This window comes from Rodentibacter ratti, assembly GCF_002000485.1.
Taxonomy (GTDB): Bacteria; Pseudomonadota; Gammaproteobacteria; order Enterobacterales; family Pasteurellaceae; genus Rodentibacter; species Rodentibacter ratti.
Genome location: NZ_MLAJ01000002.1, coordinates 32,581 through 52,749, shown reverse-complemented (window position 1 = coordinate 52,749; position 20,169 = coordinate 32,581). Strand labels below are relative to the sequence as shown.

The following is a 20,169-nucleotide window of genomic DNA, read 5'->3' as shown; positions in this document are numbered from 1 at the left end:
ATGCCGTTTATTTAAATTTCCTCCCTCCTCTCTTTGTGAAAGAGCGGAATTAATGGGGTATAAATTCAAATATAAGGATAGAAATATGACACCAATTGAAAAATCCCAACACATATTCAGCCAAAAATTTAATACAGAACCAACACTCACAGTTTACGCCCCCGGTCGTGTCAATATTATTGGGGAACATACGGATTATAATGAAGGCTTTGTCATGCCTTGTGCGATTAACTTTGGTACGGCAGTGAGCGGTAAAAAACGTGATGATCATATTTGGCATGTTTATGCGGCTGATTTGGATGAAACCGATAAATTTTCCCTTGCGGAGACAATTGAAAAAAGCCCGAATAAATGGGCGAATTATGTGCGTGGCGTGGTGAAATTTATTCAAGAACGTTATCCGCATTTTAAACAGGGGGCAGATCTTGTCATTTCGGGTAACGTACCGCTTTCGTCTGGTTTAAGTTCATCAGCATCACTTGAAGTGGCGGTAGGAAAATTCTGTCAGCAATTGGGCGATTTAACCATTTCTCATGTTGATATTGCGCTTAATGGTCAAAAAGCCGAAAATCAATTTGTAGGCGCTAATTGTGGCAATATGGATCAGCTTATTTCTGCACTTGGACAAAAAGATCATCTTTTGATGATTGACTGCCGAAGTCTTGAAACAATACCGACCGCTGTACCGAATGATGTAGCGGTGATTATCGTGAATTCGAATGTACCGCACGATTTAGTCACGGGCGAATACAATACTCGCCGTCAGCAATGTGAAAAAGCTGCGGCATTTTTTGGTGTGAAAGCGTTGCGTGATGTATCCGTATCTCAATTTAAAGAAAAAGAAGCGGAATTGACTGCACTTGATCCGATCGTGACAAAACGTGCCCGTCATGTTGTGACAGAAAATCAGCGGGTATTAGATGCAGTGGAGTCGCTAACTCGCAACGATTTAACTCGATTAGGTGAGCTAATGGGGCAATCCCACGATTCAATGCGTGACGATTTTGAAATTACCGTGCCACAAATTGATTATTTGGTGGAATTAGCACAATTGGTTATCGGCAAACAGGGCGGTGCAAGAATGACAGGGGGCGGTTTTGGCGGTTGTATCGTTGCCCTTGCACCACAAGATAAAGTCGAGGCTGTACGCAAAATTATTGCCGAAAATTATGAAAAAACTACCGGATTAAAAGAAACGTTTTATGTTTGCACCGCATCGCAAGGTGTGCGTGTTATTTAAGGGAAAATCATGTTAGAAAAAACAGCATTCAATGCCCCTGATGGCAAACCTTATCAAATTGTCTCTTTACACAATGAAAAAGGCATGCTCATCAAATTGATGGATTGGGGAGCAACCTGGTTATCTTGTCAAGTGCCGGTAAATGGCAGATTGAGAGAAGTATTGTTAGGCTGCAAAGTAGAAGATTATCCGAGCCAGAATGCTTATTTAGGGGCGAGCGTAGGGCGTTATGCCAACCGCATTGCAAACGCACAATTCGAACTAAACGGTGAAATAATCCAACTGGAAGCTAATCAAGGGGCGCATCAACTGCACGGGGGGAAAGGTTTTGATCAACGTCGTTGGATGATAGAAAAGTGCGGTGAAAATTTCGTTTGTTTTTCATTAAATTCTGCCGACGGAGACCAGGGTTTTCCGGGAGATGTGAAAGTAACCGTGACCTACACCCTCACAGAAGACAATGCTGTCAAAATTGAATATGAAGGATTGAGTGATCAAGACACGGCATTGAATCTCACCAATCACGCTTATTTTAATTTAGAAAATGCCGAACAAGGTTCGGATATACGAGAGCATAGTTTGCGATTGAACGCAGATTTTTATTTGCCGGTAAATAATGAAGGTATTCCAAATTCTCCGCTTAAACACGTGGTAGGGACAAGTTTTGATTTTCGACTGATGAAACAAATTAAACAAGATTTCTTAGAGGGCGATCAGCGTTTGACTAAAGGTTATGATCATTCTTTCATCGTCAATAAGGCGTGGCAAAAACCTTGTGTCTTGCTGGTTTCTCCGAATGAGGATCTAGTCCTTGAAGTGCGAACATCTCAAGCCGCGTTGCAGGTTTACACGGGAAATTATCTTGCTGACACACCAACCCGAGAGGGAGGGGAATATGCCGATTTTTCCGGAATTGCATTGGAAACACAATGTTTACCGGATACGCCGAATCACCCGGAATGGCAAAATTACGGCGGGATCCAAAAAGCCAATGAGCGCTATTATCAGTGGACGGAGTTTAAATTTCTATAAGATTAAGTGCGGTAAAAAAATGAGTATATTTTTACCGCACTTTGCTTTTCTACGCTTTCACTTTGCGAACTCAGCCAAAATATGATACTTTTCTGAAGTGAATTTAGTCTAGTCAAAACAGAATAATATGAGTGACGAACAGCAAAATTTAATTCAATCTGAAAACACTAAAAAATCTTTTTTACAATCTTTATTCGGTCGTTTTTTTCAGGGAGAGTTGAAAAATCGTGAAGAATTAGTGGAAGTAATCCGTGATTCCGAGCAAAACGATTTAATTGATCAAAATACCCGAGAAATGATCGAGGGGGTCATGGAGATCGCTGAGCTTCGGGTGCGTGATATTATGATTCCACGCTCACAAATTATTTTCATAGAAAGCGAGCAGGATTTAAATTCTTGCTTAAATATTATTATTGAATCAGCCCATTCACGCTTTCCTGTCATTGCCGATTCGGATGATCGGGATAATATTGCAGGAATTCTACATGCAAAAGATTTACTGAAATTCTTGCGTGAAGATGCCGAAGAATTTGATATACCAAAACTTTTACGTCCGGCAGTAATTGTACCGGAAAGTAAGCGTGTGGATAGAATGTTAAAAGATTTCCGTTCGGAACGTTTCCATATGGCAATTGTGGTGGATGAATTTGGTGCGGTGTCCGGCTTAGTGACGATTGAAGATATTTTAGAACAAATTGTGGGCGATATTGAAGATGAGTTTGATGAAGAAGAAATTGCAGATATTCGCCAACTTTCCCGTCATACTTATGCAGTACGTGCCCTGACGGACATTGATGATTTCAATGAACAGTTCAAGACGAATTTTGACGATGAAGAAGTGGATACTATTGGTGGTTTAGTCATGAAGGCTTTCGGTTACTTGCCGAAACGGGGTGAAGAAATTACCTTAGAAAACCTGCAATTTAAAGTCACTTCTGCCGATAGTCGCCGTTTAATTCAGTTACGTGTTACCGTGCCGGACGAACGTTTGCCGGAAGTGAAAAATATAGAAAACGAATAGTCTTTTCCGATTAAACTTTCCCCCCCTCATTTTTGTTGGGGGGAAATCTTTTTGTCATATTGAAAATTTAGATGAAAAATTTATTTATTTATTTTATTGCTTTTTTTTCCGGTTTACTCGGTGTTTTTGCTTTTTCTCCTTTTGACTACTGGGGCTTGGCCTATGTTTCATTGCTAGGCTTAATTTATGTCGCTAAAACTGAGAAAAAATCTACCGCACTTTTGGGCGCATTTTTGTGGTCAATGGGATTTTTCTGTTTTGGTGTCAGTTGGTTGAATGTCAGCATTCATCAATTCGGCGGCGCTTCTCTTTGGGTAAGCTATTTACTTGTCGGCTTACTTTCTGCTTATCTTGCCCTTTATCCAATGTTATTTGCCTATCTCGTACATCGTTTTCAGGTAAAAAGCGCGGTTATTTTTGCAGTAATTTGGACGTTTACGGAATTTCTCCGTGGTTGGCTATTCACGGGTTTTCCTTGGTTGCAATTCGGCTATACACAAATTGACAGCCCATTCTCCGGAATTGCCCCGATATTTGGCGTGAGCGGATTAACCTTCTTTACCCTGTGGGCAAGTGCGGTCATTTTTAATAGCATTTTTGCTTTATTTAAAGAAAAAAATATCAAATTGTTACTGGCCAATGTTCTACTCTTTATCATTGTCAGTGGTTTAGCGAGTTATGCGCAAAAAATTATTTTTGTGAAACCCGCAAAAGATAAAGCCCTGGCGGTTACGCTTCTACAAGGTAATATTGAGCAAAATCTAAAATGGGATCCTGCTTATCTCTATTCAACATTAGAAATTTACCAAAAATTAATCGCAGAAAATTTAGGGAAAAGCGATTTGATCATTTTACCTGAATCGGCGTTGCCTACCTTGGAAAATTCGATCGTTCCTTTTTTTGAAACCCTTGATCGTGTGGCACAGGAAAAGAATACGGAAATCGTAATCGGGACGGTGTATCAGGACGAACAATCGGGCAAATTGCTGAATTCTATTGTGAGCGCAGGTAATCCTGATTTTCCTTATAAATTGGATACTTCAAATCGTTACAATAAACATCACCTTGTGCCATTTGGCGAATATGTCCCGTTGGAAAATATATTACGCCCGTTAAACTCCGTGTTTAATTTGCCGATGTCGGCTTTCCAAAATGGGGAGGCAGTGCAGCCTTCTTTTATGGCAAAAAAACGTGCTTTTTCACCGGCAATTTGTTATGAAATCATCTTTGGCGAACAAGTACGAAAAAATTTGAAAAAGAATACCGATTATTTGCTAACCATTTCCAATGACGCTTGGTTTGGCGATTCCATCGGGCCTTGGCAGCATTTACAGATGGCGAGAATGCGGGCATTGGAATTAGGTAAGCCTTTAATTCGTGCGACTAATACCGGGATTTCGGTATTTATTAGTGCAACAGGTAAAATTTTGGCGCAAGCACCTCAGTTTGTTGAAACAACATTGACCTATAACATTGCACCGACTGAAGGCAAAACACCTTATTCTGTATTAGGTAATTTGCCGCTTTATGGACTATCATTCTTGTTTTTATTATTACATGGAGCGATGGCGTATGTTCGTCGCCGTATGAACCTTTCACAAAAACGATAGTCAAAACGACCGCACTTTATTGATGAACTTAATTCATCACGAGATTTAATTATCGGTGGTTTGAAAAATCACCTCACTAAAATGAGATTTGAATGGAGCAAAATCTAATCGAAGTCAAAAACCTCACCTTTAAACGGGGGGAGCGTGTGATTTACGATAACCTAAATTTAAAGATCCGAAAGGGAAAAATTACGGCAATTATGGGGCCATCCGGTATTGGGAAAACGACGCTGCTAAAATTAATTGGCGGACAGTTGTATCCGGAACGGGGGGAGATTTGGTTTGATGATAAAGATATTTGCCGTCTTTCTAATCGTGAGCTTTATGAAGTCCGCAAACGTATGGGGATGTTATTTCAATCCGGGGCGCTTTTTACCGATATTTCTACTTTCGATAATGTGGCGTTCCCGATCCGTGAGCATACCCGTTTACCGGAAAGTTTAATTCGCCAAATTGTATTAATGAAATTGGAAGCGGTCGGTTTACGTGGTGCAGCGCAATTAATGCCTTCCGAACTTTCCGGCGGTATGGCACGCCGGGCTGCGCTTGCTCGAGCCATTGCGTTAGATCCCGATTTAATTATGTTTGATGAGCCTTTTACAGGGCAAGATCCGATCAGTATGGGCGTGATTGTAAGTTTAATTAAACGTTTAAACGAAGCGTTAAATTTAACTTCAATTGTGGTCTCACATGATGTGCAAGAAGTATTAAGTATCGCTGATTACGCTTATATTATTGCTGACAAAAGGGTGATTGCTGAAGGGACGGCAGAACAATTATTGGCGAGCCAAGATCCGCAAGTATTGCAATTTTTGAAGGGCGAGGCAGATGGGCCGGTAAAATTCCATTATCCGGCAGAAAATTATATCGGGGAGTTATTTCAATGATTACAATGATTTCTTCCCTTGGACGCCGTGTTATTCGTTTTTTTCGTGCATTAGGGCGGGCCGGTTTTATGTTGTTTGGTGCATTGGTGGGGAAACCACAAATTCGCCAACATTTTCCGTTATTGATTAAACAACTGCACGTTTTAGGTGTGCAATCCTTATTGATCGTAATGCTATCCGGTTTATTTATCGGAATGGTCTTGGGGTTACAGGGCTATGTGGTATTGGTAGATTTTTCTGCTGAAACCAGTCTGGGTCAGCTTGTGGCATTATCGCTTTTACGAGAACTTGGGCCGGTAGTGACCGCACTTTTATTTGCCGGACGAGCGGGATCGGCATTAACTGCGGAAATTGGCTTAATGAAAGCAACCGAGCAGCTTTCCAGCCTTGAAATGATGGCGGTAGATCCGCTGCGCCGTGTTATAGCCCCACGTTTTTGGGCGGGCGTCATGGCGATGCCGATTCTCTCCATTATTTTTATTGCAATAGGAATATGGGGCGGCTCACTGGTTGGTGTGGACTGGAAAGGTGTTGATTCCGGTAGTTTCTGGTCAGTAATGCAAACTTCAGTGAGTTGGAGCTACGATATTCTCAATGGATTCATTAAGAGCGTATTCTTCGCTATTGCGGTGGTGTGGATTGCATTATTCAATGGTTATGATTGCATACCAACTTCAGAAGGCATCAGTCAAGCCACAACTCGAACCGTAGTGCATGCGTCATTAGTGGTTCTAGGGTTAGATTTTATCTTAACTGCCATCATGTTTGGGGCAGGCTAAAAGGGTATTTTATGCGACAAACAATTAAATATGAATTTTGGGTAGGATTATTTTTATTACTCGGTATTGGGGCGTTGGTGTTCTTAGGCTTACGTGTAGCAAATGTACAGGGTTTCGGTGAGAATAAATCTTATACCGTTACTGCAACTTTTGATAATATCGGTGGACTAAAAGTCCGTGCGCCATTAAAAGTTGGCGGTGTGGTAATTGGACGGGTTACCAGTATTGACTTGGATGAGAAAACTTATTTACCAAAAGTAAATATTGCGATTAACGAAGAATATAATGAAATTCCGGAGAATAGTTCATTATCGATCAAAACATCGGGATTATTGGGAGAGCAATACATCGCATTAACAATGGGATTTGATGATGGTGAAACCGCAATGTTAAAAAACGGTAGCCAGATTCAAGATACAAAATCAGCTATGGTATTGGAAGATCTGATCGGCCAATTCCTCTATGGCGATAAAAAATCTGAAGGAAATGCGGAAAACGCGGAACCGACAGTAAAATAATAACAATATTTAGTTAGGAGATTTATGATGAAAATCACTCAGTTGAAAAAATGGTTTGCTGTTTTAGCTTTTGCAATGACCGCACTTTTTATGGCTCGCACGGCAATGGCGGAAACCAGCCCTTATGTTTTAATGCAACAAGCCTCTGATAAATTATTTTCAGACATTAAAAACAGCCAAGCCAAAATTAAACAAAACCCAAATTATTTGCGTACTATCGTGCGTAACGATTTATTACCGTATGTGCAAGTAAATTATGCCGGTTCTTTAGTGTTGGGATCGCATTTTAAATCCACTACACTGGAACAACGTGAGAAATTCTTCAAAGCGTTTAGCGATTTTATTGAGCAGGCTTACGCTCAAGTGCTGACGGCATATAGTAATCAAAATATTCAAATTGAACCGGCTAAAGATATTGCGGGTAAAAATTTAGTGAGTATTCGCGTTAATATTATTCAAAATGGTGGTGCGGCGCCGATTAAACTGGATTTTAAATGGCGTAAAAACAGTAAGACAGGTGAATGGCAAGCCTATGATATGGTTGCTGAAGGCGTGAGTATGGTAGTGACCAAACAAAACGAATGGAGTAGTATTTTACGTCAACAAGGTATTGACGCATTAACGGCTCAAATTCAAAAATCGGCGGCTCAACCTGTAACATTAAGCAAATAATCTCATGACAAGATTAAATTGGGATTTGATTCGAAATGATGATAAGATAGCGCTCCGATTTTCTGGGGAGCTATCCCGCAACACGTTGTTGGCCTTATGGCAGCAACGTGCTTCTTTTTTGTCTGAGGCGAAATTAAATCAATCAATCATTGAATGGGATTTAACGGAGATCACAAAAATTGATTCCGCAGGTTTTGCACTACTTTGCGATTTTTTGCATGACAGCAAACAATTGCCTAACAAAACGGTGCGTTTAATTAATCCTCCTCAACAATTATTAACGCTTGCGGATTTAGTCAATCTATCTGATTGGATCGCGGCTTTTATTGACCATCATTAAAATGGGAATCTGAATGGAACTGCAAGAAATTGAACGAATTTTAAAAGAATCTTTAAATGTTGATGAAGTATATGCTCAGGGTGAAAATGCACATTTTGGTGTGATTGTCGTGAGCGATGAAATTGCAGCCTTGTCAAAGGTTAAACAACAACAAACTGTTTATGCACCATTAATGGCTTATTTCACAACAGGTGAAATTCATGCATTAACCATCAAGACTTACACTACTGAAAAGTGGAAAATGGATCGTCTTTTACATCAATCCAGTTAAATTAGGATTTCTATTATGGAAAAATTTCGTGTTTATGGCGGACAATCCCGTTTAAGTGGTACCGTCACTATTTCTGGTGCTAAAAATGCGGCACTTCCTATTCTTTTTGCCTCAATTTTAGCAACAGAACCGGTAAAGCTGACGAATGTACCTGAACTCAAAGATATTGAAACCACGCTTAAAATTTTACGCAAACTTGGTGTGACGGTAGAGCGTGATGAAAGCGGTGCGGTACTATTAGATGCCTCAAAAATTGATCACTTTATTGCGCCCTATGATTTAGTAAAAACGATGCGTGCATCAATTTGGGCATTGGCACCGTTAGTTGCTCGTTTTTACCAAGGACAAGTTTCCTTACCGGGCGGTTGTTCAATTGGTGCGCGTCCGGTAGATTTACATATTAGCGGTCTTGAAAAAATGGGTGCAGATATTGTGCTTGAAGAAGGCTATGTAAAAGCGCAAGTGATGGATCGTTTAATTGGTACGCGTATTGTTATGGAAAAAGTTAGCGTAGGCGCGACTTTATCCATCATGATGGCAGCGACCCTTGCAAAAGGCAAAACGGTAATTGAAAATGCTGCTCGTGAACCGGAAATTGTCGATACTGCTGATTTCCTCAATAAAATGGGGGCAAAAATCAGTGGTGCAGGTTCGGATCATATTACGATTGAAGGCGTGGATCGTTTAACTGGTTGTGAGCATAGTATCGTGCCGGATCGTATTGAAACCGGAACATTCTTAGTGGCGGGAGCAATTTCAGGCGGACGTGTCGTCTGTAAAAATACAAAAGCAGATACCTTAGATGCAGTGATTGATAAATTACGTGAGGCTGGCGCTCAAGTTGATATCACGGAAAATACAATTACGTTGGATATGCTCGGTAATCGCCCAAAAGCGGTGAATATTCGCACGGCTCCTCACCCGGGTTTTCCAACGGATATGCAAGCGCAATTCACCCTATTAAATATGGTGGCACAGGGCACGAGTATTATCACTGAGACGATTTTTGAAAATCGCTTTATGCATATCCCTGAATTGATTCGTATGGGGGGGAAGGCTGAAATTGAAGGTAATACAGCGGTATGTCACGGTGTGGAACAGCTTTCCGGAGCGGAAGTGATGGCAACGGATTTACGTGCATCAATTAGCTTAGTTCTAGCCGGTTGTATTGCAACAGGTGAAACTATCGTTGATCGTATTTATCATATTGATCGTGGTTACGAACATATTGAAGAAAAACTACGTTGTTTAGGTGCGAGAATTGAACGCTTTTCAGAAAAAAATGAAGAAGCGTAATGATTTTTCCTGATAAATGCTGAGAAAAGAGTGGTCAAATTTGACCGCTCTTTTTACTTCTGAATATAAGATTTCAATGTTTGTTCTACCTCATAAATCCAATCTAATTCATATTGGGTGAAACCGGCTTGAATACGGGCATCGGTATTAATTACGCCTTTAAAAATCACAATACGATATTTATGCAATAATTCAGTGAAACATTTCATTGCATCTAATCCACGTTTCGCAGAAAGCGCGTGATACCAATGACTACCGATATAGACATGACCGATTTCATCCCGCAAAATAATATCTAAAATATCAACGGCGGCGAAATCCTTGCGCTGGGCTATTTTTTCTTGTAATACAGGTGTGGCATCTAACCCACGAGCTTCTAATACTCTTGGAACGAGCGCCATTCTCTCCCAAATATCGTGAGCGGTAGCCTGTGCCATTTCCCATAAACCGGCATGGGCTTCAAAGTCTCCGTATTGATAACCTAATGTTTTCAAATGCTCATTGATCAAACTAAAATGTGTACTTTCTTCACGTGCGACACGTAACCAATCTTTCACAAAAGCCAGCCCTTCACCCAATTCTTCTTGGGCATTTCCCCCGAATCGCCATGCGGCATCTAAGCCTAAATTAATCGCATTAAACTCAATATGTGCAATGGCGTGCAAAGTCGCCGCATAGCCTTCTTGTGTGGCAAAAGAACGTTTAGGGACGTCTTTGGGTGCAACTAAAATAGGTTTTGCCGGGAATCCTGCAATATTTTGTTTAACGCTGATTTGTGGAAAATCATCAATTTCTGTGAGTGATATTGTCGGTAAAATCTCATCATAGAGTTGATTAACAAGCGTACATTTAATGTTGGGATCGGTTTCTTGTAAGGCTTCAGTGACCTTATGCCAAAATTCTCTTTTCATTACTGCCTCAAGTGCGGTTATTTTTGATAACGGATTAAGCCTTCTTGTTGTGTGGTTGCAATTAATTTTCCCTCTTGTGAAAAAATTTGCCCTCGTGCGAGCCCACGTCCAGCAAAAGCGTTATTACTTTCGATTGCATGGAGATGCCAATTATTCAAGTCAAATGGACGGTGAAACCAAATGCTATGATCAATCGTTGCTACTTTCATTCCCTGTTGTAAAAAACCTTTCTCATGAGGGTGAAGTGCGGTCAAAATACAGTGAAAATCAGAAAAATAGGCGAGCAAACATTGCTGTATGGCAAGATCAAGCGGTGCCTTACCCTGTGTTCTAAACCATGAATATTGTTCCGCCGGTAATTTCACTCCATTGAACGGATTATTGAGATATTTTGTCCGTATCTCAAAAGGGCGTTCAGCCATAAATTTCTCTTTTAAGGGTTCAGGCAGGGCGGATGCCATTTTTTGTATCATTGCGTTTTCATCAATGAACTTTTCAGGTTGTCCCACATCAGGCATTGCATTTTGATGCTCAAACCCCTCTTCATATACTTGAAAGGAGGCGGTGATATGACAAATCGGTTCGTTATGTTGAATGGCTTTCACCCGTAGGGCCGAAAAATTTCGTCCTTCACGCAAGGTTTCTACATCATAAATGATCGGATATTGGCTTTCTCCCGGTGCAAGAAAATAAGCATGGCATGAATGTAAAAGCCGATCTTTCGGTGCAACCTGCATTGCAGCAGACAATGCCTGCGCCACCACTTGCCCGCCAAATACTTGGCGAAGCCCTAAATCTTGGCTTTCCCCACGAAAAATTAAATCGTCAATTTGTTCAAGTTTAAGCAGATGAATTAAATGATTAAGCGCTTCTGACATTTTGCCTTCCTCATTGAATAAAAGTGCGGTTATTTTAACGAAGATTTTTGGGAATGCCAAAAAAGCGCGAATGGAAGTGTGAAAAGGGGATAATGCTACTTTAATGAATGTCTCAGAAATCCATACATTTACCTCCAAAACCAACCGCACTTTTTCAATTTTCTTTTCAATCTGTATAATAATGTGCTTTTCTAATTAGACGGGAGATAATTTGAAATCAATGATAGTAAAGCCTGATACATTGCCACAGTTTATTCGCAAACAAATTACCGATAATGATGCTTTTGGATTGATGGAGGGATTTTGTCGGCTTTTGCGTGAGAGCTCTGAGGCACAGATTGTTCCTCATTTACGTTTGATTAAACGTATTTTAAAGCAGGATCATGAACTTGCCTGTTCCGTGGCGGAATTGTTATGTAGTTGGTTATGCAGTTTACGTTTATATCCGATTTTTATCAGCAGCGGAATTTTACCACGTGAGGGGTTTGGGCGTGAGATGAAAAATCGCCTTTATGAACGTTTTAGCCCTTCTTTCAAAGATGTGAATGATTTACGTGATGTTTTCTATTTGCTATTTAATGATAAAGATGATGCACGTTGGATTGATGCTGTTCCGTTGAGAGAATGGCGGGCGTTATTTGGCGTATTGGCACGTAAAACGACGGAAAAGGATCGTGAGCGATTACGTGTGCATTTTCAAAATGAAGGGCTATTTGCTATTGAGATGCTCTCTATTTGGATCGCAGCCGAAGATATGGAACCAGAATTAATGCGTATGGAACCCTCACTATTAAATGCCGATTCACCTTTTGTAGCATTACATCGTGAAGTGGTTGATTGGTTGTTGGCCCGTCGTCGAAATGAAACTTTTGATGATAGCCATTTACAAGTGATGTTCGAACAATGTCAGCAATTAATTGAACGTTTGCAAAAACGAGGGGCTGTAGTGGGTTCATCTCTTCATGTTGCTTATTTGTTGGAACGGCTTTCACAAACGCTTGAACGTTTAGAAAAATTGATGGCCATTTTTGTATCAAATCGTTATTTACCACGTCGCATTTTATTGTTGACGGCTTGTTTTGCCCGTGCCGCGGCAGAACAGCATAGTATTTCCCGTTTATGGAAACAAAGTTCAAAGCTGATTGCTCGGAGTATTACTCAAAATGCCGGTGATCATGGCGAACACTATATTACACGGGATAAAAAAGAATATTTTGCTATGTTTTATTCTGCGGCCGGTGGTGGAATATTGATCGCATTGATGGCGCTATTTAAAACCTATTTGGGCAGTATTATCGATGATAAAGTCTGGAAAGGCATTGCAGAAGGGCTTAATTATGGTTTAGGTTTTACTTTGATTTTTATGCTGCATTTCACCGTTGCAACGAAACAGCCGGCGATGACAGCTGCCCGTTTTGCCGAAGCGGTTGAGAAGAATCCGCAAGGTAAAAGTTTAAACGTAAAATTAGCACAATTATTGGTAGATGTATTTCGTTCCCAAAGTATCGCCGTATTTGGTAATGTGATCGTTGCGATGAGTTTGGCGATGATCATTGCTTTTGGTTACTCCTATCAAACAAGAGATACATTGATGAATCAGGAGCAGATTGAATATCACCTACATAGTATCGATCCTTTTGCTGGTACATTATGGTTTGCTGCAATCGCTGGGGTATGGTTATTTTGTTCAGGGATTATCTCGGGATATTTTGATAATCGTAGCAATTATTTGAATATACGAATGCGTTTACGCCACCATCCATTATTAAAGAAACTAATGCCTTTAAAACAGCGAGAGAAACTAGCGAATTATATGCACGAAAATTATGGTTCTATTGTTGGAAATCTTTGTTTTGGTCTATTGCTCGGTTTAACAGGTGTGGTGGGATATTTAACCGGTTTGCCGTTAGATATTCGCCATGTGGCATTTTCTTCCGCTAATGTGGGCTATATTGCGGTGAGCGGACATTTCGATTTTGCACTCTTATTACAATGTATCCTTTTTGTCTTGCTAATTGGTTTAGTGAACTTGGTCGTGAGTTTTTCTTTAACCCTTTGGGTTGCACTACGTTCTTTAAATGCAGAAGTAACCAGTTGGTGGGCGATTTGGCGTGAAGTGGTAGAAATTATCAAACAACGCCCGTTGAGTTTATTTTTACCTGTTCAACTGGAAAAATAAGAAAAGTGCGGTTAAAAACGAAAGAAATTTTAACCGCACTTTTGTTCTTGTGATACCTATCACATTTCTGAAATTTCTTTTATTGTACACTCTTATCAGTATTTTATTTCTTGTGATTAAGGAGTGTGTATGAAAAAAGAAATTGATACGAAAACCCTTATTATTGGTACGCTTTCATTAGTGTGTGCCATTATCTTTTTTGGCGGATTTGCCAAAGATTTGTGGGGTGGTATTTTTGATTTTAGTAAATTAACCGGTCAATTTCCTGAATGGCTTAAAACATCGGGTGGTACCAGCGCAAAAGGCGGTTTCTTATTTGCTTTGACATTGATTCCCAGTGTGATGTTGGCGTTGGGATTCGTGGCGATTTTTGAACATTATGGGGCATTACTCGCTGCGTCTAAATGGCTAAGTCCCGTGCTTAAGCCGTTAATGGGGATTCCGGGAAATTGTTCCATTTCGCTTATTGCCAGTACACAAAGTACGGATGCCGGAAGTTCTACTGCTAAGTTTTTATATGACGAAGGTCAAATCACTCACCATGAATTGTTAATTTTCTCTGCCTTTCAATTTAGTGCAGGCGCATTTTTGACAAACTTTCTTGCTTCTTTTGCTCCTCTTTTATTAATCACTGATAAAGCCGGTGCGGTTGCACCTGTATCTATTGCGATGGCATTAGGTGTGATTTTCCTATTTAAAGTTTTTGGGGCGAATTTAATGCGTCTTTATGTGAAAAAGTTTGTAAAAGAAAATGAGGTAGCGGTATGAGTAAACAAACAAATACAGAATCAAAGTTAATTACCGATATTTTTGTTGAAGGGGCAAGAAAAGGCTGGAATATCGCGATATATAGTACGATTCCTAACGTATTAATGGCTTTTGTGATTATTTATATTTTAAATGCTTCCGGTTTGTTGAAATTATTGGGGGAATATGTCGGATTTGTGATGGCCCCATTGGGGTTACCGGGTGAATCCATTGCGGTTTTCCTCGCTGCATTTCTAAGTTGGGGCGGTGCCGCAGGTGTCTTGGTAGCTTTGGTTCAGGAAGGTACGTTGAACGCACAACATATTGCGATTCTTATTCCGGGAATGGCGTTAGTCGGTTCTACGGTTCAATATATGGGGCGTGTTTTAGGGGTATTAGGTGTACCCGGAAAGCATTATCTGGTGCTTTTTGGCATTTGCATTATTAACGCTTATTTAGCGATGTTCTTAATGCGGGTATTAATTTAGCAATGAAGGAATAAATGATGAATAATGAACAATTAGAGATATTTTTAGATGAACTTAAAGAGCTCACCGATATTGAAAGTCCAACGACCGATATTGATGGCGTTAATCAGGTAGCGGAATGGTTCATTAAAAAAGCAGAAGCACAGGGATTACAACATAAACGAATTCCTATGACTTCCGATAAGGTGGCCCCGGGTTTGTTTATCAGTAATCGTTTAGATGCGGAAAAATTCGATATTCTCTTTGTTGCACATATGGATACGGTATTTCCGTTAGGAACCGGGAAAGATGTGCCTTTTACAAGGAAAGAAGAACGCATTAACGCATTAGGCGTGATTGATGATAAATCCGGTGCATTATTGTCTTTCTATATTGCTCGGGAATTAGATTTATCGAAATACACAATCGGGATTTACTTAAATTCTCACGAAGAAAACGGCTCACTTTATGCAAAAGAAAGTATTCGTGAATATGCACGCAAAGCACGTTATTGTTTTGTCATGGAGCCCGCACGGGAAGATGGTTCAATGGTCTCTACTCGAAAAGGAATGGTTACCTATCAAATTGAATTTCATGGTGTGGCGGCTCATGCGGGAAATTGCCCTGAGCGGGGGCGTTCCGCATTAGTTGAAGCGGCACATTTCATTACTGAATTTTATCAATTGAATGATTTTGATGCCGGACATACGTTTAATTGCGTGATGACTCACGGAGGAAGTGGGCATAATGTGATTGCGGATTATGCGGCATTAATGATTGAAATGCGTTATAAAAAATCCTCATCAATCGAATTTTTTGAACAGCATTTGCAACGCGTGCTTGAAAATCCGTTGGTGGAAGGGGTCACTTCAACAAAAACTTTGATTAATAAAGAATCCCCAATGATTGATGAGAAATATCTTCCTCTAATTAAAAAGGTGTTTGATGAAGTGGGAGAAAAATTGGCGATACCTATAAAATGGGTCGATGCAGGCGGATTAAGTGATGGTAATATTGCAGCCTCAGCAGGCTGTCCGACGATTGATGGTTTGGGGCCAACAGGTGGTAATATGCATGAGAAAACTGAATATTTGGAGATAAATTCGGTTATTCCTAAATGTAATCTTGTCGTCGGCGTAATTAATGCATTAATGTCTCATCCGTCTTGAATTTGCTCGTAGAATATAGAGGCATCAATTGGTGCCTCTATTTTTGTATATATGCTCAGAGTAGCTATATTTAATATAAAATGAAAATATCACTAAGAAAAAAGGTTCTGATTCCTTAAGCTTTAATTTTCCCTGTTTTACGGTATCATATTGCTCATTCATTTTTATTATTTTATGAATGGTACTCATGAAGCCCACATTTCTTGAATTTCGACATCTTAAAACGCTGCTCGCCTTAAAAGAAACGGGCAGTGTTTCATTGGCAGCGAAACGGGTTTATCTCACCCAATCCGCCCTTTCCCATCAAATAAAGCTCCTTGAAGATCAATTTGGTTTGCCCTTGTTTGAACGCAAGAGCCATCCGTTACGTTTTACCGCAGCAGGGGAGCGTTTGATTCGTCTTGCCAATGAAGTAATGCCAAAAGTGATTGATGCGGAGCGTGATTTAATTCGTGTTAAACATGGTGAGGCAGGGCAGCTGCGAATTGCGGTGGAATGTCATACTTGCTTTGATTGGTTAATGCCGGCAATGGATGCCTTTCGTCAAAATTGGGGCTTGGTGGAATTGGATATTGTGTCCGGTTTTCATACGGATCCGGTGGGGTTATTGCTTTCTCATCGGGCAGACTGTGTCATTGTTTCGGAAATCGAAGACAATGATGAGGTGATTTTTAAACCGCTCTTTTCTTATGAAATGATGGGGATTTGTTCGAAAGATCATGTTTTGGCAGAAAAAGCCGTTTGGGAGGCAGAGGATTTTGCCGATGAAACATGGGTAACTTATCCCGTACCGGATGATATGTTAGATCTATTGCGTAAAGTGTTAAAACCGAAGGGGATCAATCCCACACGTCGTACCACAGAACTGACGATCGCAATGATTCAGCTCGTAGCAAGTCGCCGTGGTATTGCTACTGTGCCTTATTGGGCGGCATTGCCATACCTTGAAAAAGGTTATGTAGTGGCACGAAAAGTTACGCAAGAAGGTTTGTATAGCAATTTATATGCGGCCATTAGAAAAGAAGATGAAAGTCTTGCTTATATGGAAGATTTTTATCAAACCGTTAAATCTCAAAGTTTTTCCACTTTACCGGGGTTGTCCGTTTTAGAATTAGCGAGGGAGTAAATGGATTTTTCTAAAGCACATCCTATCCGTGCCGCAGCGAAAGCAGCATTACCTTACAGTGCCCCGATGATCGCCGGATTTTTATTTCTTGGCGTAGCCTATGGCATTTATATGAAAGCACTGGGTTTTGGTGTTTGGTACCCTACATTGATGGCGTTATTAATTTATGCCGGATCGGTTGAATTTATTGCCGCCAGTGCGTTGGTGCTGCCTTTTTCACCGATAAGTGTATTGTTAGTGGCGCTCATGGTAAGTGGCAGGCAAATTTTCTATGGCATTTCTATGTTAGAAAAATACGGCGTTCATCTCGGTAAAAAACGTTGGTATTTAATTAGTTCATTAGTAGACGAATCTTTCTCATTGAATTATATGGCAAAAATTTCAGCGCACTTAGATAAAGGCTGGTATATGTTTTTTGTGAGCTTGTATCTACACATTTATTGGGTGTTGGGTGCAGCGATGGGAAATTTATTTGGAGAGATTTTACCTGTTGATTTAAAAGGTGTTGAGTTTGCTATGACCGCACTTTTCTTGGTGATCTTTGCTGAGAATTGGATGAAAGAAAAATCTCATGATAGTTCTTTGTTTGGTTTAGGGATTGCTTTGGTTTCTTTGCTCATCGTAGGAAAACAGCATTTTTTAATCCCAACTTTAATTGGCATTTGGGTCATTCTAACACTACGTCGTCCTAAAATAGAAAGTAAATTGGAGGCGTTAAGATGACTTTAACGGAACAGATTATAACGATTGGTGTTTGTATATTTGCAGTACAATTTACCCGACTTCTTCCTTTTTGGATCTTTCCTGCAAACCGCCCAATCCCTGAATATATCCGTTATCTCGGCAAAGTGTTACCTGCGGCGATGTTCGGAATGCTTGTCGTATATTGCTATAAAAATATTGATCTATTGAGTGGCTATCATGGTATTCCTGATTTTCTTGCCGGAGCATTGGTTTTGGCGCTACATTTTTGGAAAAAGAATATGTTTCTTTCCATTGCGGTAGGCACGATTTTTTATATGCTATTGGTTCAAATTGTCTTCGTTTAATCTTTTGAGGAGCGAAATAAAAATTCTTTATTGGGCAATCGGTTGCCTTTATTTCGCCTCTTTTCCTCCCTTTTTAAATCTTTTATTATGCCCCCACATTTTTTATTCAAAACAGGGCATATCATGGAATTTAATTTCATTGAATTATTAGGCTATATCGCAACATTTTTTGTCGCAGCTTCATTTTTGTTTAAATCAATTGTTCACTTACGAATTGTAAATAGTATTGGTGCCGTTTTGTTTGTGATTTACGGTATGATTATTGATGCTTATCCTGTTGCGGTGCTGAATGGTTTTCTTGTTTGTGTAAACCTTTATCAACTTTACCGTTTGAAGAAAGAACAGCCTCTTTCAAAAACATTGAAATAATTACTCATAAATCACAGAGGTGATTTATTCATTCCTTCGGAGCCGTTGGAAAGCCAACGTTCAAAATCCTTCGGATTTTATGACCGCACTTTTTACCCTATCCTCGGCATTATAGTGCCGTTGCAACCTGATTGGGGGTTTATTTGTAAGGACACACTGTGTGTCCTTATTTTTTGTTTATCTCACCACATTTGATAAAGTGCGATGACAAACGGCATAGTGAATACGCAAAGGAAAGTCGTGACGCCATAAATCGCACTGGCTTTTTGAGCATTGTTACCGAAAATCAAGGCCATTTGCGTCACCGTGGCGGCAGAAGGGCTAGTCGTGGCAAGAAAGCTGATCATCGCAATGGTTTCGCCATTTTCGACCCAACCGGCAAAGCCACAAAGTTTGATAATCACCAAGAGGAAAATAGGGATCAATACTAAACGAAGTGCGGTGACCAAATAAATGCGTTTTGATGAAAAAATCGTTCGCAGTGGGATAGATGCGATCAACATTCCGGCAATTAACATCGCATTTGGGCCGATGAAAACGCCAACGGAAGAAAGTGTGCCGTTAATAAACTCCGGTAATTTTATTTGAAAGGCGAATAGCACAACACCAATAAAAATTGACCACATATTGATATTTTTCACCATCACTTTCAGGCTTAAATTGCCTTTCCCGACAATAATCAGGCGGCAATGTGTCCAAAACAAAAAAGTTTGTACCACAATAAAACAGCTGGCATAAATAACCCATTCTTTCCCAAAAAGCGACATCACAATAGGAATAATCAAGTTGCCTGAATTTGAATAAATAGCGGTGGCGTGTTCAATGGGATCGAGCTTTAGCAGGCGTTTTAGCATGCGTCCTGTGATAATAAGAATAATGTGGAGAAATACTGCCATACCAAGAGAAAGCATTAATCCTTGGAGAATTTTAGGAGTATAGTCTATTTGGAAGGCTTCGATCATCACTGCCGGGCTAATAATGTAAAGCCCGATAATGGAAAGAGGTTTGCTGTCTTCTGATTTTAAAAGTTTGGTTTTTACCAGCCCATATCCCATTAATACGATAAGGGTGAGTTCAATAATTTTGCTGCCGAGTAAAAATGCGATATCCATAGATTTTTTAACGCAAAGAAAAATATTGAGTTATTAAACTACAGATGATGAGAAAGGGCAAAATAATTTGTTCTAAATACAACCACCGCAACTGCCACAACGCCAATCTTCTTTATTTACTGCTTGATAAAAAGCCCGCATGGTACTTTCTTCCAATGGAATGTTGTGTTCAATAAAAACATCGGAAAGCCATTCAATATTTTCGACAATCCATTCATCTTCCCCTAATCCTTCTCGATAAAGTTCATCTTCAGGATCCATAAAATTATAAATATTTTCCGTGCCCATATCTTGATCACGGCGTTCGCGAGGTAGAGTAATGGGTAAATCAAGATAAGAAATGTCCCAATGTCCTAAACATAAAGTATTGCCTTGCATAGACCAGCGAGCTTTAAATGGATTATCACTCATGTTGAAATTTTATAAGAAAAGTTGAATATGAGTGCAGTATAAAGTTGAAGAGGCGTAAAACCCATACTAAAAAGCGGGTATTGGT

Annotated in this window: 23 protein-coding genes; 19 read left to right on the top strand and 4 right to left on the bottom strand. The window is 40.0% G+C overall.

Translation table 11 applies throughout. The features are described from left to right. Window positions 1–85 precede the first annotated feature (85 nt). The 11 genes from galK (at window position 86) to murA (ending at window position 9,666) form a co-directional block, all read left to right on the top strand. Entirely contained in the window at window positions 86–1,240 is a 1,155-nt protein-coding gene (gene galK / locus BKG94_RS01030) for a galactokinase (RefSeq protein WP_077433362.1), read from the top strand. Between the two features lie 9 nt (window positions 1,241–1,249). Then, window positions 1,250–2,272 carry a galactose-1-epimerase gene (gene galM, locus BKG94_RS01025; RefSeq protein ID WP_077433360.1) on the top strand — a complete coding sequence of 341 codons (1,023 nt, stop codon included), beginning with the start codon at window positions 1,250–1,252 and terminating at the stop codon, window positions 2,270–2,272. A 127-nt stretch (window positions 2,273–2,399) separates the two neighbouring features. Then, window positions 2,400–3,293, top strand: a complete 894-nt coding sequence (gene corC / locus BKG94_RS01020; protein WP_077433358.1) for a CNNM family magnesium/cobalt transport protein CorC — start codon at window positions 2,400–2,402, stop codon at window positions 3,291–3,293. A gap of 71 nt (window positions 3,294–3,364) precedes the next feature. Beyond that, window positions 3,365–4,903, top strand: coding sequence for an apolipoprotein N-acyltransferase (lnt, locus tag BKG94_RS01015; RefSeq protein ID WP_077433356.1), 1,539 nt, complete (start codon window positions 3,365–3,367; stop codon window positions 4,901–4,903). 92 nt (window positions 4,904–4,995) lie between these two features. Next, complete coding sequence (gene mlaF / locus BKG94_RS01010; RefSeq protein ID WP_077433354.1) at window positions 4,996–5,790, top strand: phospholipid ABC transporter ATP-binding protein MlaF; 795 nt, start codon at window positions 4,996–4,998, stop codon at window positions 5,788–5,790. After that, the gene (gene mlaE / locus BKG94_RS01005; RefSeq protein WP_077433352.1) at window positions 5,787–6,569 is read left to right on the top strand and encodes a lipid asymmetry maintenance ABC transporter permease subunit MlaE; all 783 of its coding nucleotides are present in this window, start codon (window positions 5,787–5,789) and stop codon (window positions 6,567–6,569) included. Before mlaF ends, mlaE begins: the two co-directional genes overlap by 4 nt. An 11-nt stretch (window positions 6,570–6,580) precedes the next feature. Continuing rightward, complete coding sequence (mlaD, locus tag BKG94_RS01000; protein WP_077433350.1) at window positions 6,581–7,087, top strand: outer membrane lipid asymmetry maintenance protein MlaD; 507 nt, start codon at window positions 6,581–6,583, stop codon at window positions 7,085–7,087. A gap of 24 nt (window positions 7,088–7,111) precedes the next feature. Next, window positions 7,112–7,759 carry a phospholipid-binding protein MlaC gene (mlaC, locus tag BKG94_RS00995; protein WP_077433348.1) on the top strand — a complete coding sequence of 216 codons (648 nt, stop codon included), beginning with the start codon at window positions 7,112–7,114 and terminating at the stop codon, window positions 7,757–7,759. A 4-nt stretch (window positions 7,760–7,763) separates the two neighbouring features. Then, the gene (locus tag BKG94_RS00990; RefSeq protein WP_077433346.1) at window positions 7,764–8,099 is read left to right on the top strand and encodes an STAS domain-containing protein; all 336 of its coding nucleotides are present in this window, start codon (window positions 7,764–7,766) and stop codon (window positions 8,097–8,099) included. 13 nt (window positions 8,100–8,112) lie between these two features. Further along, the gene (locus BKG94_RS00985) at window positions 8,113–8,370 is read left to right on the top strand and encodes a BolA family protein (protein WP_077433344.1); all 258 of its coding nucleotides are present in this window, start codon (window positions 8,113–8,115) and stop codon (window positions 8,368–8,370) included. A gap of 15 nt (window positions 8,371–8,385) precedes the next feature. Then, window positions 8,386–9,666: a UDP-N-acetylglucosamine 1-carboxyvinyltransferase gene (murA, locus tag BKG94_RS00980; protein ID WP_077433342.1), complete on the top strand. Its 1,281-nt coding sequence runs from the start codon at window positions 8,386–8,388 to the stop codon at window positions 9,664–9,666. 53 nt (window positions 9,667–9,719) lie between these two features. Here the strand turns inward: murA and BKG94_RS00975 are convergent, their stop codons facing one another. Beyond that, window positions 9,720–10,577 carry a ferritin-like domain-containing protein gene (locus tag BKG94_RS00975; RefSeq protein WP_077433340.1) on the bottom strand — a complete coding sequence of 286 codons (858 nt, stop codon included), beginning with the start codon at window positions 10,575–10,577 and terminating at the stop codon, window positions 9,720–9,722. Between the two features lie 17 nt (window positions 10,578–10,594). Next, window positions 10,595–11,455 (bottom strand): acyl-CoA thioesterase II, encoded by an 861-nt coding sequence (tesB, locus tag BKG94_RS00970; protein WP_077433338.1) that lies wholly within the window; start codon window positions 11,453–11,455, stop codon window positions 10,595–10,597. Between the two features lie 220 nt (window positions 11,456–11,675). Here tesB and BKG94_RS00965 point away from each other — a divergent pair, with 220 nt between their 5' ends. The 8 genes from BKG94_RS00965 (at window position 11,676) to BKG94_RS00930 (ending at window position 18,561) form a co-directional block, all read left to right on the top strand. Beyond that, on the top strand, window positions 11,676–13,634 hold the full coding sequence (locus BKG94_RS00965) for a site-specific recombinase (RefSeq protein ID WP_167377227.1): 1,959 nt from the start codon (window positions 11,676–11,678) through the stop codon (window positions 13,632–13,634). A gap of 129 nt (window positions 13,635–13,763) precedes the next feature. After that, window positions 13,764–14,402 (top strand): nucleoside recognition domain-containing protein, encoded by a 639-nt coding sequence (locus tag BKG94_RS00960; RefSeq protein ID WP_077433336.1) that lies wholly within the window; start codon window positions 13,764–13,766, stop codon window positions 14,400–14,402. Then, on the top strand, window positions 14,399–14,869 hold the full coding sequence (locus BKG94_RS00955; RefSeq protein WP_077433334.1) for a YjiG family protein: 471 nt from the start codon (window positions 14,399–14,401) through the stop codon (window positions 14,867–14,869). The genes BKG94_RS00960 and BKG94_RS00955 overlap by 4 nt, the downstream gene beginning before the upstream one ends. A 17-nt stretch (window positions 14,870–14,886) precedes the next feature. After that, window positions 14,887–16,017, top strand: a complete 1,131-nt coding sequence (locus tag BKG94_RS00950) for a M20/M25/M40 family metallo-hydrolase (protein WP_077433332.1) — start codon at window positions 14,887–14,889, stop codon at window positions 16,015–16,017. A gap of 187 nt (window positions 16,018–16,204) precedes the next feature. Beyond that, window positions 16,205–17,143 (top strand): LysR family transcriptional regulator, encoded by a 939-nt coding sequence (locus tag BKG94_RS00945; protein ID WP_077433330.1) that lies wholly within the window; start codon window positions 16,205–16,207, stop codon window positions 17,141–17,143. Next, on the top strand, window positions 17,144–17,866 hold the full coding sequence (azlC, locus tag BKG94_RS00940) for an azaleucine resistance protein AzlC (protein ID WP_077433328.1): 723 nt from the start codon (window positions 17,144–17,146) through the stop codon (window positions 17,864–17,866). Beyond that, complete coding sequence (locus tag BKG94_RS00935) at window positions 17,863–18,192, top strand: branched-chain amino acid transporter permease (protein ID WP_077433326.1); 330 nt, start codon at window positions 17,863–17,865, stop codon at window positions 18,190–18,192. Before azlC ends, BKG94_RS00935 begins: the two co-directional genes overlap by 4 nt. A 123-nt stretch (window positions 18,193–18,315) precedes the next feature. Then, window positions 18,316–18,561 carry a YgjV family protein gene (locus tag BKG94_RS00930; protein WP_077434090.1) on the top strand — a complete coding sequence of 82 codons (246 nt, stop codon included), beginning with the start codon at window positions 18,316–18,318 and terminating at the stop codon, window positions 18,559–18,561. A 182-nt stretch (window positions 18,562–18,743) separates the two neighbouring features. Here BKG94_RS00930 and BKG94_RS00925 read toward each other — a convergent pair whose 3' ends face one another. Beyond that, window positions 18,744–19,673: an AEC family transporter gene (locus tag BKG94_RS00925; RefSeq protein ID WP_077433324.1), complete on the bottom strand. Its 930-nt coding sequence runs from the start codon at window positions 19,671–19,673 to the stop codon at window positions 18,744–18,746. A 72-nt stretch (window positions 19,674–19,745) separates the two neighbouring features. Continuing rightward, entirely contained in the window at window positions 19,746–20,084 is a 339-nt protein-coding gene (locus BKG94_RS00920; protein WP_077433322.1) for a hypothetical protein, read from the bottom strand. Window positions 20,085–20,169 lie beyond the last annotated feature (85 nt).

Excerpts from the sequence above, each read along its gene's own strand:
- mlaF (WP_077433354.1), top strand. The coding sequence starts at position 4,996 with ATGGAGCAAAATCTAATCGAAGTCAAAAACCTCACCTTTAAACGGGGG.
- BKG94_RS00960 (WP_077433336.1), top strand. The coding sequence starts at position 13,764 with ATGAAAAAAGAAATTGATACGAAAACCCTTATTATTGGTACGCTTTCA.
- mlaD (WP_077433350.1), top strand. The coding sequence starts at position 6,581 with ATGCGACAAACAATTAAATATGAATTTTGGGTAGGATTATTTTTATTA.
- BKG94_RS00955 (WP_077433334.1), top strand. The coding sequence starts at position 14,399 with ATGAGTAAACAAACAAATACAGAATCAAAGTTAATTACCGATATTTTT.
- corC (WP_077433358.1), top strand. The coding sequence starts at position 2,400 with ATGAGTGACGAACAGCAAAATTTAATTCAATCTGAAAACACTAAAAAA.
- galM (WP_077433360.1), top strand. The coding sequence starts at position 1,250 with ATGTTAGAAAAAACAGCATTCAATGCCCCTGATGGCAAACCTTATCAA.
- BKG94_RS00975 (WP_077433340.1), bottom strand. The coding sequence starts at position 10,577 with ATGAAAAGAGAATTTTGGCATAAGGTCACTGAAGCCTTACAAGAAACC.
- mlaC (WP_077433348.1), top strand. The coding sequence starts at position 7,112 with ATGATGAAAATCACTCAGTTGAAAAAATGGTTTGCTGTTTTAGCTTTT.
- BKG94_RS00945 (WP_077433330.1), top strand. The coding sequence starts at position 16,205 with ATGAAGCCCACATTTCTTGAATTTCGACATCTTAAAACGCTGCTCGCC.
- BKG94_RS00920 (WP_077433322.1), bottom strand. The coding sequence starts at position 20,084 with ATGAGTGATAATCCATTTAAAGCTCGCTGGTCTATGCAAGGCAATACT.
- BKG94_RS00950 (WP_077433332.1), top strand. The coding sequence starts at position 14,887 with ATGAATAATGAACAATTAGAGATATTTTTAGATGAACTTAAAGAGCTC.
- BKG94_RS00935 (WP_077433326.1), top strand. The coding sequence starts at position 17,863 with ATGACTTTAACGGAACAGATTATAACGATTGGTGTTTGTATATTTGCA.
- BKG94_RS00930 (WP_077434090.1), top strand. The coding sequence starts at position 18,316 with ATGGAATTTAATTTCATTGAATTATTAGGCTATATCGCAACATTTTTT.
- mlaE (WP_077433352.1), top strand. The coding sequence starts at position 5,787 with ATGATTACAATGATTTCTTCCCTTGGACGCCGTGTTATTCGTTTTTTT.
- azlC (WP_077433328.1), top strand. The coding sequence starts at position 17,144 with ATGGATTTTTCTAAAGCACATCCTATCCGTGCCGCAGCGAAAGCAGCA.
- tesB (WP_077433338.1), bottom strand. The coding sequence starts at position 11,455 with ATGTCAGAAGCGCTTAATCATTTAATTCATCTGCTTAAACTTGAACAA.
- BKG94_RS00985 (WP_077433344.1), top strand. The coding sequence starts at position 8,113 with ATGGAACTGCAAGAAATTGAACGAATTTTAAAAGAATCTTTAAATGTT.
- BKG94_RS00925 (WP_077433324.1), bottom strand. The coding sequence starts at position 19,673 with ATGGATATCGCATTTTTACTCGGCAGCAAAATTATTGAACTCACCCTT.
- galK (WP_077433362.1), top strand. The coding sequence starts at position 86 with ATGACACCAATTGAAAAATCCCAACACATATTCAGCCAAAAATTTAAT.
- murA (WP_077433342.1), top strand. The coding sequence starts at position 8,386 with ATGGAAAAATTTCGTGTTTATGGCGGACAATCCCGTTTAAGTGGTACC.
- lnt (WP_077433356.1), top strand. The coding sequence starts at position 3,365 with ATGAAAAATTTATTTATTTATTTTATTGCTTTTTTTTCCGGTTTACTC.
- BKG94_RS00965 (WP_167377227.1), top strand. The coding sequence starts at position 11,676 with ATGATAGTAAAGCCTGATACATTGCCACAGTTTATTCGCAAACAAATT.
- BKG94_RS00990 (WP_077433346.1), top strand. The coding sequence starts at position 7,764 with ATGACAAGATTAAATTGGGATTTGATTCGAAATGATGATAAGATAGCG.